Consider the following 16,160-nt stretch of genomic DNA (forward strand, 5'->3'; position numbering starts at 1 on the left):
TTGCGCCGTTATGCGGCGTGGTGGGCTGCGGTGGCGTCGGGAGTACGCTGGTCCTTTACGAAGACGCTGCCTTGGAGCGTTTTGGCGCGTTTCTTGAGTTCCGATGCGATCTTGCTGACATCGCCGGGATGGTCGATGGAACGGTGGCAGTTGGTCACCACGGCAATGGACAAGCTCATGATGGGAAATTGTTCGCGGTTGCCTTTCCGATCGACGGAGTCGATATAGCCGCGCAGGCGCTCCTCCCGGTCGTAAAAGTCAGGAATCACCAGATCGAACCGCTTGATGATGGTCTCGCAGATGGCGTCGATACGGTCGGGCGCGCTCATGAAGACAAAATCGTCGCCGCCCACATGCCCGACAAAGCCTTCTGTTCCCGCCAGCTCGCTGACGACGGTGGAGAGGATGCGGCAGGTGACGACGAGGACTTCGTCGCCACGGCCATAGCCGTAGCGATCGTTGAAGGACTTGAAATTGTCGATGTCGAGATAGGCCAGCGCGAAGGGTTTGCCGCTCTCGATCCGTGCCGTGGTTTCAAACAGGATCGTGGTGTTGCCGGGAAGCCTGGTTAGCGGATTGGCATCGAGCGAGCGGGTTAGCCGGCTCATGCAGAGGCGCACCCGATGGACGATTTCGTCGGGGCGATAGGGCAGGCAGATATAGTCATCCACGTGCAGGGCGCCCCAGTCGACATCGTTGAGCCGGCTTTCGCGGATGAGGACGATAAGGGGCAGCCGCCCCAAAAACGGGTCATTTTTCAGCTGCCGGGTCAGAGATTCGACCGATCGCCCGCTGGTCCCTTCTGCTGCCAGCATCAGGTGGGGCGGGTCATGGACAAGTTCATGCAGGGCGATGCTGGACAAATCCCCCGCCACGACCTGGTAGCCCGCGCTGGTGAGGAGGCTCGACAGGGATTCCATTTCGACGGGGTCGTTGTGGAGGATCAGCACCCGCTGGGTTGGTGTGGACTTGGTCATAGATAGTCGTCGATGGCGAGAAATTCCTCTGACGCGGCGGCGAGGCAGCCGGCCAGAGTCTCGTCGGTCAATCCCACCAGCTCCCAGGCCTGGCGCGAGAGGGGCGGGATCAGGTCATCGCCAGGATTGCCGCAGGCCATGCCTTTGACGAGGATGTCGGCAACATGGACCACGGCGGTCTGGAGGGGGGCCTCCTGCGCCGCGCCCGGCTGATGGTGAAACATGATCGGCTCCCGGAGCGCGGTCGGCAAATGCCAGGCATTGGCCAGCCATCCGCCGACGTTGGCATGGGAGACCTCGTACAATTCCTGTTCGACTTCAAACATCGGGCGGTCGCCAGCTGGATTCGCCGCTCGAATCTTGGTGCCCACTTCCGGCCATTTGACGTACAGAATGACTTTGCCGATATCGTGCAGGAGGCCGGCGACAAAGACCTCTTCCGGGTTCTTCATATTCAAGTGTTTGCCGAGGATTTGCGAGGTGATGGCCACGCCGAGCGAATGCCGCCATAACTGCACCATGCCGGCGTCTTTCATGATGTCGTAGGCCGTCGCGCAGAGCGTGAGCCCTTTGACCACGTTAAGGCCGAGGATCACCACGGCGTGCGGCACGGATGCGATGCGGGAAGGAAATCCGTAAAAAGGCGAATTCGCCAGGCGCAGGACTTTTGCCGCCAGCACCTGATCCTTTTCGATCAGGGAGCCGATGTCTTCGGCGGAAACATTCGGCCGCCCGATCATCGAGGTCAGTTTCTGCACCACGTGCGGCAGGGTGGGCAGGTCGCCGAGTTGGCCGATTCGCTGACGGAAATCTGTGGCTGTGACGCTCATGACGTGGAGGCTTCCCCTTCTGTGCCGGCAACGCCGTGTGTCTGCTGGAGGTGCAGGCGAAGGGCGGCCAGGATGTTCTGTTGGAGCGGATCGCGGATGACGCGGCGAAAGCGGTGCTCCAGCTCGGCTTCCAGTTCCGCCAAGGTCTTGCCGGTAGCGGTTCCGGCGTCTCCCTCGACATAGACCGACGTCAGCTCCAGGCGTTTGAGCCGGTCGATCATGGCGTCATCCAGGGTGGTGCCGGCCGAGATAATCGGGAGCCCGTTGGCATTGGTGACCGGTTTGGCGAGGACCATGCCGGGCAAGACTTCGGTGATGACCACGCGTTTCATCGTCGTACGTTCCTACCGTTGGATCATTGAAAAACGCACTATCATGTGCAGAGGCGAGGACGCATGGATTCCAGCCATCGCCTGCTCTTCCGCAGAGGCTGTATCGGTTTTTCTGCTGATTTTCTGAAGGTTGAGCCCATCACGGAATTCCGTGGATGCCCACTGAGCGGTTCGGAGTGGGCAGTGGGAGAGCAGGAGATGGAGCTCGTCGCCTATCGCCGGTTTCGTGAGCAAGGAGTGGGCGGATCCTGCACGAGTGTTCAAAAATGGAAAGCCTGCTTGGCTAGTGACGGGCGTCACAAAAATAATTTTCACGAGAGATCAATGGGTTGACCCATGGACGGCATTCCTGGTCTGAGGCGCATCGCTTGCATGGTAAAGGGGTTCCCTCGCTATCCCGGATGGCGCGGACTCCGATTAAGTCGCGTGAATCGGTCACCGATAAGACTGACAACCCTTTCGGATCTGCAAGAGAGAACAAGAGAGAATAGAGATATTATTGTGCGTGCCGCAAAGAAATCGCCACTCAAACCCGACCAGAAAAGCACAGCCCTGAACAGCAAGCGGGGTGGGGCCGACTATAGCAAGAAGGCCGCGCTGCTCGAAGACGCCATTGCCCAGATGAATGCCGGGAAGTATGGGCGATCGTCAGCGGCGCTGAAGGAACTGCTGGCCCTTGATCCCCTCAACCTGGAGGCTCGCCGGCTCTTTGCCACGCTGCATCTACGCCTCGGCAGTCTGCTGCCGGCCAGGCAAGCATTCGAGGCGTTGGCGAACGAGGCGTTGGAACGGCAAGACTACTGGCTGGCCGAATCACTGTTGCGGGAATATCTCGTGGCCGGTCCCCGCTGCGTGCCGTTCATCGAGAAGCTGGGGATTGTCTACCAGGAAAAGGGCGATGAACTTGCTGCGGCGGAAGAATTCGGCAAGGCCATCGACGTTCTGCTCGAAGATCCCGATACGGAGAATCCCAACAAGCCCACCCAGCTGTATGCCAAGATTCGTGAGCTGGCACCGGCAAGTCCTCCGGCGTTTCGTCTGGCGAATTATTTTGATGCGCAAACCGGAGAGCTGATTGTCCGTCCGGCGGCGGCCCCTGCTGAATTGAGCGTATCAGAGGCCTCTCCGTCTGAGTTGGTTGAACCAGCGATGCCAGAGGTGTCTCGCGATACTCTGCTGAGGCCCGACGAGCCGGTGTCCGGTGTGATGCCATGGGACCGAGTTGGGGAAGAGGGCTCTTCCGCCCCGTCATCCGGCTATCAGTCCGATATCACGGACTGGCAGATCTCTTCACCGCTGCCTGAGTCTGCGCAGGGCCAGATCGAAGCGGAGAGTGCCTCGGGAGCGGATCCTCGGACCGACTATTCATCGGACAGTCATGCCACAGAAGCGGCCGCGGTCGGCGAGCCGGTGGTGTCTTCCGAATCGACCTCTCAGGCTCCCATTCCCGATTCTCCGGCGTTGAACATCACGAGCGAGTCCATTGTCACGGATACGCCACTCTCTCGCGTAGAGGAGGGGCCGCAAGCGGTCCAGCCGGCTCAACCGATTGAATCCGTTCCGGCTCAGATGCCGTGGGATCAGGTGCAAGAGGTCACGGTTACCATCCCGCCAGTAGAAGCCAGTTCCGGCGTCGAATCACGACCGATGGATATTTCGTCTGCGGAGTCGCCAGCGGTGACTGCGTCCGAAGGACCCTGGTCTTATGACGCGAACGGTCCGCAAACTCCTTCGAATATAGAGACGGCCGCTGACTCGGTATCAGCCCCGATGCCGTGGGATCAAGTGCAAGATGTCACAGTGACGATTCCCCATGCCGACGAGTCCAGTGGCATCGAAACCCGGTCGGCGAGCTCGGTAGCCACAGAGTCTCCGTTCTTTGCTTTGTCGGATGCCGTTCAAGCCGAGCCGCAGGCGGGGAGTCTGTCAGCCTGGACCGCTCCCGATACGGCCTCGGCCAGGCCTGAGGCGGCAAGCCCGGATTTGCCCCCGGAAGCATCTTTCCCATCGCATTCTGTGGAAGAGCCTGTTTCGACAGGTGAGGCAGCTCCAGCTGCTTTAGCCTCACCGGCAGACGCGCCGCTGTCTGCGGCCGTTGAGCCGATGGACGCTTCAACTACATGGGAGCAGGCTCAGGAACTTTCGGCCGGTCCTGCAGATTCTCCGCAGGAGCCAGTCAGCGGTGAGGCCCCGATCTCAGGGCCGCCGCCGGCCGACTCGATATCACCGTCTGAGAATCCGCCTCTTCCGGAGAAAACGGAGACGCCTAAGAATACAGGATTCTCCTGGGAGTCGATTTTCAGCACCTGGAAATATGGCCCCTCATCGTCGTCCTCAAAAAAGCCAGTTCATCTTGCTCCAGTTGATGCGCCGCGCGAAACGGGAGTCTTGCTTCCGCCTGCGGAATCAGTGGCGCCAGCTGCTGCGGTTCACGAGGCCCCAGCCGCAGATCCCACGCCGGTGATGGAGACTCCGCCGGAGCCGGTGGCCCAGGCCATAATCAGTGAGCAGGCGCAAGAGGTTCCTATCACCATTCCACTGGTGGAGCCGGTTGAACATCGCCCAGCGGATTCCGCTGTGGACATGGCTGTGGCGCCCGCGGAAGCTATTGCGGAGATTCCTCAGGAGGTCGCACCGGCAGTCGATCAGCCAGAGGCTCTGGTTCTTCCGACCCCGACGATGGCCGATACGATTGAGCCGGTTTTGGTTCCTCCCTCGCCGGAAATCGGGACTGCCGCGTCGTGGGGTGATTCATCGATGGAAATGGCGGCAGAGCCTGCACCGGTTGCCGAGCCGGCAATGGAGGCTGCGCCGCCGGTTGAGCCGTTGCCGCAGGAGGTCTCGAGTCCTGCCGCAGTACATTCCGAACCGCCGGTGCAGCCGGACGAATTCCGGTTTGTCGCTTCAGGCGGGCCCGCTTCCTTAGATTCGGCACCAGAGGCTGCATTGCGGGAGGTCTTCAGTCCTGCCGTAGCCAGTCCTGACCCGTTGGTGCAGCCCGACGAATTCCGGACGATTTCAGCACGTGAGGCGATCTCCTCGGTGGCCGATGAGGAGAGAGAGGAGCTTCTGAGCCCCGCTTCGCTTGGCGTAACGCCATTGATTCCGCCGGAGGCCTGTCAGGTGGTTTCCGCGGGAGAGCCGGCGGCGGTCAGCGAACCGGTATTGAACAAGGAGGAGCAACTGGTTGCTCCTCAGGTCTTGAGTCATGATGCCATTCCGATGGTGGAGTCTCCCGTTTACGAGCGTTCGGAAGGGACGAAGGAAAGTCCTGGGGTATCCCACAGCGCGGCGGCCGTCGAGCCGGCACACCACGCGGTAGACCTTGCCGGCCCCTCTGCGGTATCGCCTGTCAGTGTTCCGGCAGTGGAGGACTCGGTCCCCGCCGTGCCCCAGCCTCCGCCTGTGCCGGAACAAGAGGCGTGGGTGAGAACTGGCGAGTCTGTTCGGTTGGTTGATTCTCGGCGCATTCAATCGGCCAGGCCGGCCGCTCGAGATTCCGGGGAGCCGGCGTCTGCCCCTGTGGCGTCAGCCGTCGATGCGCTGTTTCAATCGTCCGGGCGCATGGCGCGAACACACACGAGCGAACAGGCGACGGCCGCCAAACCTCGTCCACGAATCGGTGCAAAGCTGGCCCGTGTCGGGCTGGCCCTGTCCGCGTTCATTGGCTCCTGTTTCTCCACCTCGCAGGCACTGATCATGTCGCTCGTCGGGCTGGTGGCCGTGGTGGGCGCCTTGGCGGCGATCGCGATCGGAGCGGTGGGGGTGGCGTGGGTCATCATGGAAGAGAAACCGAGTCCGGCCTTCCAAAGCTTAACCGCGGCGCCGCAACATTCGCCGATGGATTCACGGAAGAACGGGTATGTGCTGCTGCTTGGATTCGATGCGGAGGCGGGGGCCGATCCGATTCAAGCAGGGTATGAGCGCAAGCCTGGTGTGAACGAGGAGGAAGCCTTGTCGGCCTGTTTGGGCGGGCCCGATGGCCATTCCGGTGGGGGGCCGCTCAATGCCACGGCGAGTGTGGCAGACGGGTGGTTCCGCTCGTCCAATCCGGTGGCGCAGTTCAAGACGAAAGCGGACGGGTTGAAAGATTGGATCGGTCAAGCCCAATCATCGATCGGGCGTTATCGGCAATGGCTCAAAATGCCGTTTGAGGATTGGGGCTACGGTCAGGCGGTGGCGCCGCCCTGCGCCGCCATTCTCTTTGCGCATCGCTTGTATATTGCGGAAGGATTTGCATCTGGACAGCCGGCGGATTCGGGGATTCATCGGCTGCAGGAGGATATGGAGGCCTGGCGCACGGCATTGGGGCAGGCGAAGACCCTGCCGGTGAAGATGCTGGCGGTGCACGCGCTGCAGGATGATCTTGCGGTGGCCTCCGGACTGCTGGTTCAAGCGGACTTCGACAACAAAGACCTTCCTGCTCTGGCCACGATGCTGCGCCCGCTCGATCAGGTGGAGTCGTCGATGCGCTGGCCGATGCAAAGTGAACTGGCCGCCGCAAGCCAGGCGGCCGACGCGCAGCTCAAAGGCGATCATGGCGACGATGTTCCGTGGCATGTCATGGTGGCCAAGTGGCTGCCGCTGCCCAAACAGCGGCGCTTGAACGAGTATGCGGCGTATTATGACGCCTCTTCCAAAGCGGCCGGCGAGGGACGGCACGGCGCGATGCCCAAGCGCGCCGCCTATATCAAGAATCCGCCGGCGACGGCCATGGATTATCTGACCAACCCAATCGAAAACATCGTGGGGATCAAGCCCTTGTCGTCCTGGGAGCAGTATAACGGGATGGTGATCGATACCGATGCGCGGTTGCGTCTCGCGAGTGTACAGGCCTGGCTCCGCCGTGGCTCGCAAGAGGGCGATCTGGTGACGCGCATCGCCAAGGCCGGTCAGCGATTCTACGACCCTTATACAGGAATGCCCATGCTGGTGAATCCCAAGCGCGGCGTGATCTACAGCGTCGGGCATGACGGAAAAGACCAGGATGCGGATTCCCAGCAGGACGTGGTGGTGTCCGTTCCTCCCAGTCCCTCTTCGTCCGGAAGCGCCAAAGGGTCTGTGAACTCCGGGAAGCCCAAATAACCACATTTCATCGCGCTGCGATCCTCTTGCCGCCCATCTGCTCCGGGATCGCCGTTCCCCCCGGTCAACCAGCCGTGGGGCATGACGTTCATTAGAACGAGTGGCAGGGGCTCTGCGTGCGCCAGCGCCGCGGGACGGAAGACCGGCGACTTGATCCCGGGCGCGGATTGCACGACAATCGTGTGCAGCGCCGCAGTGCCTTGCCGTCAGCACCGAGATGAGGAGCGGCGAATGTTCGTATCCGAAGGCATGACACAGGCTGAGACCGGTCGATACTGTCTGAGTGGGAGGATCTCGACCCTGGAGGAGACGCGGGCTCTCGATCGGTTTCTGGCCGGAGTAGAACGCCGTGCGTTCCGGATGGCGCAGATTGCCCTGGGGCATGACGATGACGCGCTCGACCTCGTGCAGGAGGCGATGCTGAAGCTGGTTGAGCACTATGGAGCGAGACCGGAAGCCGAGTGGGGACCGCTCTTTCATCGTATTCTCCAGTCCAAGATTCGCGATTGGTATCGGCGTACGAGGGTGCGGAATCGGTGGCGGCTCTGGCTGGGGCGGGACGAGGATGGTGACGAGGCCGACGATCCTCTCGAGGCGATTGCCGATACGACGGTCCCGACCGCGGAGCACCAGCTGAAGACCCAAAAAGCTGCGGCTGCCCTCGAGGAGGCCTTGCGGACGCTGCCGTTACGACAACAGCAGGCGTTTCTGTTGCGGGCTTGGGAAGAGCTGGATGTCGCGCAGACGGCGGCGGCCATGGGGTGTTCGGAGGGAAGCGTGAAGACGCATTACTTTCGGGCGATCCATACGCTGCGCAAACAGTTAGGGAATCATTGGCCATGAGCCAGGACCTTCAGTCAGACGAGCGCGAATGGATCAGCCGGGCCAAGGCGGCGCTGGATCGCACGGTTAGTGATCTGGATCAGCCGACCGTCTTGCGGCTGCAGCGGGGGCGCCTTGCGGCCCTCGCGGCCAGTTCCGGGAGGCCGGCCTGGATCCCCTGGGCCTCGGGGTTTGCCGTGGTCTCGGTGGCGGCGTTGGCGGTGTTCCTGTGGATGCGGCAGCCCGCACCCCAGCCGCATGCGGCGGTTTCGTTGGACGATGTCGAGCTCGTCACCTCGGTGGAGAATGTCGAGCTAGCCGAAGACCTCGAATTTTTTCATTGGCTGGCCGACGATGATACGACGGGTTAGTTGGGCGCTGTCGGTGCTGTTGTGGGGTGTGGCAACGGCCTCTGCGGCGCCGCCCGACGCCGCTCCGGTTCCGGATGCGGAGTTCTTGGAGTTTTTGGGTTCCTGGCAGACCGGTGATGACCGCTGGGTTGATCCCTTTCATGCGGCCGATCTGTCGGGAAAGGAGTCCGTGGATCCTCAGAGAGACATCCGGCCATCTGAATCCCAAGCGCGGCCACAAACGAAACGGCGAGAGAGCCGTGGGGAATCGGATGCAAAGGGCAGCCGGCCAGTCGAGCCTCAGCGAGAGATGACGCCATGATGGTCCTGGTGCTCACTATCATCGTGTTCTGCGGAGGGAGCCTGTCGGCCTGGGCCCAGGCCGATTCTCACGGTGTGCCGTGGAACCAGCTGAGCCAGCCGGAGCAGCAGCTCTTGCAGAAATTCAATCAGGACTGGGATCAGCTTCCCGCGGATCGTCAGGAGCGCTTGCGCAACGGCGCGCGGCAGTGGGCGAACATGAATCCCGACGAGCGGTCCGAAGCGCGCCAGCGGTTCCAAGAGTGGCGCCAGATGTCGCCGGACGAGCAGCAGCGGTTGCGCGAGCGATTCCAGCGCTTTCGGGAATTGCCCCCGGAAAAGCGTGAGGCCATTCGCAATGCCCGCCAATGGTACCGATCCCTGCCGCAGGAAGAGCGGCACGAGATGCGCCAGCAGTGGAAGAATATGTCGCCCGAAGAGCGGCAGGCCTACCGGCGCCAGCTCCGCCAGCGGTTTGGCGAGGGACAGGGAGTGCCGCCCAACCAGCCGCGCCCGCACGACCGTCCGTTTCAGAACCATCCCCCCCGTCACGGCCGTTGATTCGGCGGGCCGGTTTTCCGCCGCAGCTTGACAGCGCCGGAGGTATTCCACAGAATCACCGCTCGCGATAGGCCGCCAGATTGTCTGCTGGCCGCGCGCGTATCTCAGGAGATGAATCGATGAAAAGCGAGATCTTATATCCGGGTGCGTTTCCGATGGTGCGAATCGAATTGGCCTCCGGCGAGCACATCAAAGCCGAGTCCGGTGCCATGGTGGGCTCCTCGCCGACGGTGGATGTCGAAAGCAAGATGGAAGGCGGGTTTCTCGGCGCCCTCTCCCGCAAATTGCTGACCGGGGAAAAATTCTTCTTCCAGACCTTGCGGGCGAGCCGCGGGGCCGGCGAAGTGTTGCTGGCGCCGACCGTGCCGGGTGAAATCGTCATTTTGGAACTCGACGGGGTGAATGAATATATGGTTCAGAAGGATGGATTCCTGGCCGGGGCCGACTCCATCACGATCGAGAGCAAGATGCAGAGCCTCAGCCGGGGACTGCTGGGCGGCGAAGGATTTTTCATCCTGAAGATCGGCGGGAAGGGCACGCTGGTCCTGAACAGTTTCGGGGCCATTCACAAGATCGAGCTGAAACCGGACCAGGAATACATCGTGGACAACAGCCACCTTGTCGCCTGGTCTGCCACGACGTCCTACAATATCGAAAAAGCCGCGTCCGGCTGGGTGGCCAGTTTTACCTCCGGCGAAGGTCTCGTGTGCCGGTTCCGCGGGCCTGGTGTGGTCTATATTCAAAGCCGCAATCCAGGCAGCTTTGGCGCGTGGATCAGACAGTTCATCCCGGTATCCGAGTAGCGGATGCTGAACACGGCAACCGGCTTACCCACCCATTCCCCGCGCGCCAGGACACGCTGGTTCCCGAGCTTCGTTCTCTGCCGTGTTGAGCGGCCGGATCATCTCTAAATGGCCACCACGATTTCCCCCAACGCCCTCTGTTTCGGTGAGGAGTTGCCAGCCAGCGGCGTGCCCTGCTTTGTGCAAATCGAGGGGCACGGACTGGCCATCACGTTTGACCGGGATGGTGGAGAGGGTGTGCAGGAAACGGTGCCGTTTGCGGCCTTCGCGGTGTCCGCCGGCGGACTGGATCACGATCATCTCGTGCTGAAATGGGGTGAGGCGCAGCAGGCGCGCACCCTGTACCTCAAGAATCCGCATCTCATCCGGGCCTTTCGCGATGCGGCGCCGGATCATCTGAGCCAGCCGTTCGAGCAAGCGGCCGAGCGGGTGCGCCAGATACGCCACCGGCATCGTGTCATGTGGGGGACTGCCGCCGGCTCGATCCTGGCTGTGGTGGTAGGACTCTGGTTCGGGGCCGATCTGCTGGTTGAAATGGCGGTCAGCCGGATTCCGGTTGAGTGGGAGCAGAAGCTCGGCGAAGCGGCCTATCGTGATTTTCTCAGCCATCAAGAAGTGATGAAAGAGGGGCCCGCCGTCAAAGCGGTGGAGGAGATGACGCAGCGGCTGGCGGACCAGATCCCGAACAACCCCTACAAGTTTCAAGTGACGGTGGTGAAGAGCGACGTCGTCAATGCCTTCGCCCTGCCCGGCGGTTACGTGGTCGTGTTCACCGGCTTGATGAAAAAAGCCGACAGCGGCGAGGAAGTGGCGGGTGTCTTAGGGCACGAGCTGAACCATGTGCTCCAGCGCCACGGGCTCGAACGGATTGTGAAGAACATGGGCGTGATGGCGGTGGTCGCGATCATCGCCGGGGATCAGCAGGGGCTTATCGGATTGATGCGGCAAGTGGGCGTCGAGCTGCTGACGCTGAAGTTCGACCGGGCGCAGGAAACGGAAGCCGACCTCACCGGGTTGCAATTGGTCTATCGGGCCAAGATCGACCCGTCCGGCATGATTACCTTTTTCCAGAAGCTGTCGGAGAAAGACGAGGGGCGCTTGGAGTGGCTCTCCACCCACCCGATGAGCCGCGCCCGAGCGGAGCGCCTGAAGGCCGAGCTGGCCGCGCTTCCGAAACGCTCCTCCGAGCCGTTCACCTTCGAGTGGAAGACCGTGCAGGAGGCGCTCGGTGTGCAGCCGGTCGCGGTTCCGTAAACCCGCAGGGGCTCACTCGTATCGGCGTGATGGCTGATACCCATGGGTTGTTCGATCCGGCGCTCATCGAGCAGGTTGCCAGCGTGGCGGCCATTCTCCTTGCCAACGGGAAAGCGAACGCACGCGTGATTTCATTGGTGGGCCGCGCTATGCCAGAGGTGAAGGGAGCGGCCCATAAACTATTTGAGTAGGTGAAAACAGTTGGTTCGGTTATATGTAGTTCAGGTGGCCGGGGGGCGGTCTGTGCTGTTAGTTTCTAAGGAGGTGTTCCTAATGAAGGTGTTGCGGAGCGTACTCGTTATGGTTCTCATTGGGCTGAGTCAGGTGGGGATCGCGGCGGCAGCCGGGAATCCTGACACGGGTCCCGGCTGCGGGCTGGGCAAGCTGGCCTGGTCAGATTTCAAACGTCAAAAAGATATAGCGCCACAGATACTCATGGCTACCACGAACGGGACTTTTTGGAGTCAGACGTTCGGGATCAGTTTTGGAACGTCCGGCTGCACCAATGATGGAAAGGTGTGGGCCGAGCACAAAACGGAGTTTTTTGTAGCGGCTACGTTTGACAATTTAGCGGGGGATATGGCCCGTGGCCAGGGGGAACATCTGAGTGCGTTGGCGGTGCTATTGGGAGTGCCTGGCGATCACCAAGCGGAGTTTTTTGCGTTCGTTCAGGAGCGCTATCGCGAGCTGGAAAGCCAAGGCGGGAACTCGTCGGGTGCGTTGATCAAGGCGCTTGATGAGGCGATGTCGCGGCATCCTGTGTTCGCGAAGATGTCGCAAGCCGATTAGGATAGTGGGCGAGAAAATAGTTCTTAACGAGATTGACGGAGTAGGGTATAATCCCACCCGGTTGATGACCGGTAGGATTGGTATTTTATTAATACTACTAACGGAGGAGGACCTATGAAGAAAATGCTTTTGTTGTCTGTAGCAGTGCTGTTTGGCATGCAGGCAGGCCTTGCTATGGCGGCCAATCCCGACACTGGCCCAGGCTGTGGCCTCGGCAAGTTGGCGTGGGGCGATTATAAGAACCAGAAGGACATCGCGCCGCAGGTTTTGATGGCCACGACAAACGGCACATTCTGGAGCCAGACATTTGGAATCAGCTCGGGTACCTCCGGCTGCACCAATGACGGCAAGATCATGAGCGAACATAAGGCGACGATGTTTGCGGAGTTGAATTTCGAGAACCTGTCTCAGGAGATGGCTCAGGGGCAGGGTGAGCACCTGGCGTCGATGGCGACGCTGATGGGGGTGCCGGCTCAGCACCAGGGTGAATTTTTCGCCCTCGCGCAGGAACATTACACCTCCTTGGTGAAAGCGGGCGAGGCTTCACCCGTGGCCATGGTGAAGGCGCTGAATGCCACGATCGCGACCCATCCGGTGCTGGCTCAAGCCATTGTAAAGTAATCCAAGAAGCGGAGGGGTCCGGCTGATGGCCGGACCCCTTTTATTTTTACCTCTACGTTGCTCCTTGTTCCCCTTCCTGACCACTGCCTTGATCATTCTCAGCCTCGCGGGGCCTGTTTGGGCGACCGAGGATGTTTCGCGCGCCTATCTTGACGAGTTAGTCACCCGGGCGAATGGCCTGCGTTTGGCGGAGACTCGTGAATGGCAGGTCTTGCTTCATTACCGGAGGAATTTGTGGGGCGGGTATACGAGCGAGCAGGATGCCCCAGGATTTTTCCTGGCGCCGGACGGGAAAGTGAATCCACAGGCGGAATTGGCGGCCACATTGACGCAGTTTTTCTCCGACGAGTTTGTCGGGCGATCGAAGCAGCCGGCCCAATGCGCATTCGTGGCGCGGTATTCTTTTCTGAAAGAGCGGCTCGCATTTGATCCGGAACGATTACGGCCTCTCGTGTGCGAGCGATTCAATAATTGGCTGGCCGATTTCGATGTGGAGGGAATCAGTCTCATATTCCCAACCGGGTTCATGAACAATCCCTCGTCCATGTTTGGGCACACGTTTCTCAGGATCGATCAAAAGGGCCAAACTCCGCACACGCGCATACTGGCGTCCACGATCAACTTCGCCGCGGAATTACCGCCGGACGCCGGAATCGAATATCCGATCAAAGGCATTTTCGGAATGTACCCGGGGTATTTTTCAACGATTCCGTACTATCTCAAGGTGCAGGAGTATCGGGATATCGAGAACCGGGATATTTGGGAGTACCGGCTCAATCTGACGCCTGACCAAGTCCGCCGTCTGCTCATGCATGCCTGGGAAATGGGGAATGCGACCTTCGACTACTATTTCTTCGGCGAGAATTGCTCATATCACATCCTGGCCCTCTTGGATGCCGCCGACACGGCCTTCCGGCTGGCCGACCAGTTCCCGTACTACACGATTCCCGCCGATAGTATGCGCGCCGTGTTGGCGCAGCAGGGGCTTGTCGGCGCGGTCGTGTACCGCCCGTCACGATTGACGCTGGTCAAACGCAAACGGGAGCTGCTTGACCAGGAAGAAGATCGCTGGTTGCGGCGACTTTTAGAGAAGCCAGATGAGGCGCGGAGCGAGTCGTTTTCTGCGGTCCCGCAGGCTCGCAGGGTTCTTCTTCTGGACACTGCGTCAGATTATCTGCTGTTGAGGAGCGAAGGGGCCGGTGAGAAGGAGAATCCTTGGCGGGATCGCAATAAAATTATACTGTCCGCTCGCGCGGAGCTAAAGACGCCATCTCCAGACATGGAGGTGCAACCTTTTGTCGATCGTCCTGATGCTGGGCATGAGACCAGGCGTATTGGGGTAGGTGCTGGCTGGAGGAATAATCGGCCTTTCGAGGAGGTAGCGTTCCGCGGGGCGTATCACGACATTCTTGACCCAGAGCGGGGCTATACGCCGGATGCGCAAATTGAAATCGTCTCATTGGCCATCAGAAAGTATGCGCCGGCTAATTGGTACAACATGAGCATGGGCCGGAGCCTGAATGAATCGCAGGTCCGTCTGGAGCGGTTTTCGTTATTCAACATGGTGTCCTTAGCTCCCATGGACAGCCTGTTCCATGCGCCCTCCTGGAAGCTTGGAATCGGGATGAACACGATCCATCACAATACCTGCCAATTGTGCAGCAACGGGGTGTTCAATGCGGGCATGGGCGGTTCGACGGAAAGTCACTGGCTGAGGCGTGAATTGTGGTTTGCCTTCGCGGAAGCAGAAGCCAACTACAGCAAAGCGTACGAGGAGCGCCATCGCATTGGCGGTGGCGGCACGGTCGGGTTGTTGGCGGACCTTACGGATCGCTGGAAGCTGCTGATTTCAGGGACGTACCTTCGCTATGCGCTCGGAGAACACGGTGACGACGTGCGCTGGACTGTGGGCCAACGCGTGACGATTCTGCAGAACTTTTCGCTCCGACTTGATTACAACCACAGAGACCGTGATGACGATGTGGTCTTTTCAGGACTGTTCTATTTCTAGACTCGAGTATTCTTACCCTGTCGTTATGGTTGAGGGGGAGTAGAGGGTCCCGTCTGGCGTTCGGTCGAGGGTTTGGGCCGCTTCCGCACATGTTCTTCTTGGGCGGCTCGTGCTGCTTTCTCTGTTTCAGAGAGAGCAGGGGGGATATAGCCAGATATTTCGATGGCACGGTTCTGAGCATCATAAATGACGCGTGTTTCTTCGTCGTGCCCTTGGGACAGTTCAATCAAGTCATAGATGGGCTCTCCGAGGATTCCGATAATGGTCAACCAGGCATAACCCCAGACCGCCGCTCGCCCTGCATTGACGGTGTTCCCCATCTCATACTTGTACACGGATTCTTTTTTGCCATCAGTGAGAACTTGTTCAGAGATGGGCTTGCCAAGTTCAAATTCCAGCTCTTCCCGACTCGCTCCTACCGTAATGTAGTCGAAATCGGGCTCTGGATGGCCTGAGAGCGCCATGCCGATGGAACAGCCCGACAGAATCGCAGTGGCATACAAGGCACCAAGGATAGTCATCAGAGTCTTTTTCATGGCAGTCTCCCTTAGTCGGTGTGACACTCAAAAAGATAGGAAGGATTACCGTATAACGCAACGAATGATTTCTGACAACCGCTTTCCTGCATCAGCGAGTTCGTTTATTCTTGGGCCGTGAGCCTTCTCGACCAAATCTTCGTCTATCATCCGGAGCCCTGGCAGGAGCGGGACTGGGCCGGCCTCAGCGGATTGCCGCTGGAGGAGGTCTGGTTTCAGTCCGGCGACGGGGCGAAGCTCTTTGGCTGGTATGTCGAGGCGCAGGCGGACCGTCCGGTGATTCTCTGGTGCCATGGGAACGCCGGCAATATCATTCACCGCCTTGAGAATCTGACGCTCCTCTACCAATTGGGAATATCGGTCTTCCTGTTCGATTACCGGGGGTACGGGAGAAGCCTGAACCTCCGGCCCAGCGAAGCGGGGCTCTATCAGGATGCATTGGGCGCGTATGAGTATCTGACGCGCACGAGGCGGATTCGTCCCGATCGGCTCGTCCTGTTTGGCCGCTCGCTTGGTGCGGCCGTGGCGGGAGAGCTGGCTGCGCAACAACCGGCGGCCGGATTGATTCTCGAATCGTCCTTCCCCTCCATCGAAGCCGTCGCGAAATACCATTACGGCGGTGCGCCGGTGCATTGGCTGCTGGGAGCGGAATTCCGGTTGATCGACCGGCTTCCGCAGCTCTCTCTGCCCAAGCTCATCCTTCACGGCGATCGAGACGACATTATTCCGATCGAACTGGGGCGCCAGGTGTTTGAGGCGGCCACACCTCCGAAAGAGTGGTATGTGATCCGGGGCGCCGATCACAACAACACCTATCAGGCCGGAGGGGCGCCGTACTTCCGCCGGTGGGCCGAGTTCATCCAGCGGGCCACTCGGATGTGAGATCGCA

The 16,160-nt window shown here is 60.2% G+C and carries 16 protein-coding genes; 12 read left to right on the forward strand and 4 right to left on the reverse strand.

What is annotated here, in order from left to right; all coding sequences use genetic code 11:
* Window positions 1-8: 8 nt before the first annotated feature.
* From RI101_10505 to RI101_10515, 3 genes are read right to left on the reverse strand one after another with little or no spacing between them, the layout of a single operon-like run.
* A complete protein-coding gene (locus RI101_10505) occupies window positions 9-977 on the reverse strand; it encodes a diguanylate cyclase (protein ID MEC4890479.1) in 969 nt (322 codons plus the stop codon).
* Window positions 974-1,807 carry an HDOD domain-containing protein gene (locus RI101_10510; GenBank protein MEC4890480.1) on the reverse strand — a complete coding sequence of 278 codons (834 nt, stop codon included), beginning with the start codon at window positions 1,805-1,807 and terminating at the stop codon, window positions 974-976. Before RI101_10510 ends, RI101_10505 begins: the two co-directional genes overlap by 4 nt.
* Window positions 1,804-2,139 carry a hypothetical protein gene (locus tag RI101_10515; protein ID MEC4890481.1) on the reverse strand — a complete coding sequence of 112 codons (336 nt, stop codon included), beginning with the start codon at window positions 2,137-2,139 and terminating at the stop codon, window positions 1,804-1,806. Before RI101_10515 ends, RI101_10510 begins: the two co-directional genes overlap by 4 nt.
* A gap of 501 nt (window positions 2,140-2,640) precedes the next feature.
* Here RI101_10515 and RI101_10520 point away from each other — a divergent pair.
* From RI101_10520 to RI101_10570, 11 genes are all read left to right on the forward strand, one after another.
* Complete coding sequence (locus tag RI101_10520; protein ID MEC4890482.1) at window positions 2,641-7,224, forward strand: hypothetical protein; 4,584 nt, start codon at window positions 2,641-2,643, stop codon at window positions 7,222-7,224.
* A 231-nt stretch (window positions 7,225-7,455) separates the two neighbouring features.
* The gene (locus RI101_10525; GenBank protein ID MEC4890483.1) at window positions 7,456-8,067 is read left to right on the forward strand and encodes an RNA polymerase sigma factor; all 612 of its coding nucleotides are present in this window, start codon (window positions 7,456-7,458) and stop codon (window positions 8,065-8,067) included.
* Complete coding sequence (locus RI101_10530) at window positions 8,064-8,417, forward strand: hypothetical protein (protein MEC4890484.1); 354 nt, start codon at window positions 8,064-8,066, stop codon at window positions 8,415-8,417. Before RI101_10525 ends, RI101_10530 begins: the two co-directional genes overlap by 4 nt.
* Window positions 8,401-8,718 (forward strand): hypothetical protein, encoded by a 318-nt coding sequence (locus RI101_10535; GenBank protein ID MEC4890485.1) that lies wholly within the window; start codon window positions 8,401-8,403, stop codon window positions 8,716-8,718. The genes RI101_10530 and RI101_10535 overlap by 17 nt, the downstream gene beginning before the upstream one ends.
* Window positions 8,715-9,257 (forward strand): DUF3106 domain-containing protein, encoded by a 543-nt coding sequence (locus RI101_10540; GenBank protein ID MEC4890486.1) that lies wholly within the window; start codon window positions 8,715-8,717, stop codon window positions 9,255-9,257. Before RI101_10535 ends, RI101_10540 begins: the two co-directional genes overlap by 4 nt.
* Window positions 9,258-9,376: 119 nt before the next feature.
* Window positions 9,377-10,060, forward strand: coding sequence for a TIGR00266 family protein (locus tag RI101_10545; GenBank protein ID MEC4890487.1), 684 nt, complete (start codon window positions 9,377-9,379; stop codon window positions 10,058-10,060).
* Window positions 10,061-10,168: 108 nt separating this feature from the next.
* Window positions 10,169-11,314 carry a M48 family metallopeptidase gene (locus RI101_10550; GenBank protein ID MEC4890488.1) on the forward strand — a complete coding sequence of 382 codons (1,146 nt, stop codon included), beginning with the start codon at window positions 10,169-10,171 and terminating at the stop codon, window positions 11,312-11,314.
* A gap of 29 nt (window positions 11,315-11,343) precedes the next feature.
* Window positions 11,344-11,505, forward strand: coding sequence for a hypothetical protein (locus tag RI101_10555; GenBank protein MEC4890489.1), 162 nt, complete (start codon window positions 11,344-11,346; stop codon window positions 11,503-11,505).
* A gap of 82 nt (window positions 11,506-11,587) precedes the next feature.
* Window positions 11,588-12,103, forward strand: coding sequence for a DUF3015 domain-containing protein (locus RI101_10560; GenBank protein MEC4890490.1), 516 nt, complete (start codon window positions 11,588-11,590; stop codon window positions 12,101-12,103).
* Window positions 12,104-12,217: 114 nt separating this feature from the next.
* Window positions 12,218-12,724: a DUF3015 domain-containing protein gene (locus tag RI101_10565; protein ID MEC4890491.1), complete on the forward strand. Its 507-nt coding sequence runs from the start codon at window positions 12,218-12,220 to the stop codon at window positions 12,722-12,724.
* 25 nt (window positions 12,725-12,749) lie between these two features.
* Complete coding sequence (locus tag RI101_10570; GenBank protein MEC4890492.1) at window positions 12,750-14,735, forward strand: DUF4105 domain-containing protein; 1,986 nt, start codon at window positions 12,750-12,752, stop codon at window positions 14,733-14,735.
* Window positions 14,736-14,758: 23 nt separating this feature from the next.
* Here RI101_10570 and RI101_10575 read toward each other — a convergent pair whose 3' ends face one another.
* Window positions 14,759-15,271: a hypothetical protein gene (locus tag RI101_10575; protein ID MEC4890493.1), complete on the reverse strand. Its 513-nt coding sequence runs from the start codon at window positions 15,269-15,271 to the stop codon at window positions 14,759-14,761.
* A 117-nt stretch (window positions 15,272-15,388) separates the two neighbouring features.
* On the opposite strand from RI101_10575, the gene RI101_10580 reads away from it, so the two are divergent.
* Window positions 15,389-16,153 carry an alpha/beta hydrolase gene (locus RI101_10580; protein MEC4890494.1) on the forward strand — a complete coding sequence of 255 codons (765 nt, stop codon included), beginning with the start codon at window positions 15,389-15,391 and terminating at the stop codon, window positions 16,151-16,153.
* Window positions 16,154-16,160 lie beyond the last annotated feature (7 nt).

This window comes from Nitrospira sp., from assembly GCA_035968315.1.
Classification (GTDB): Bacteria; Nitrospirota; Nitrospiria; order Nitrospirales; family Nitrospiraceae; genus Nitrospira_D.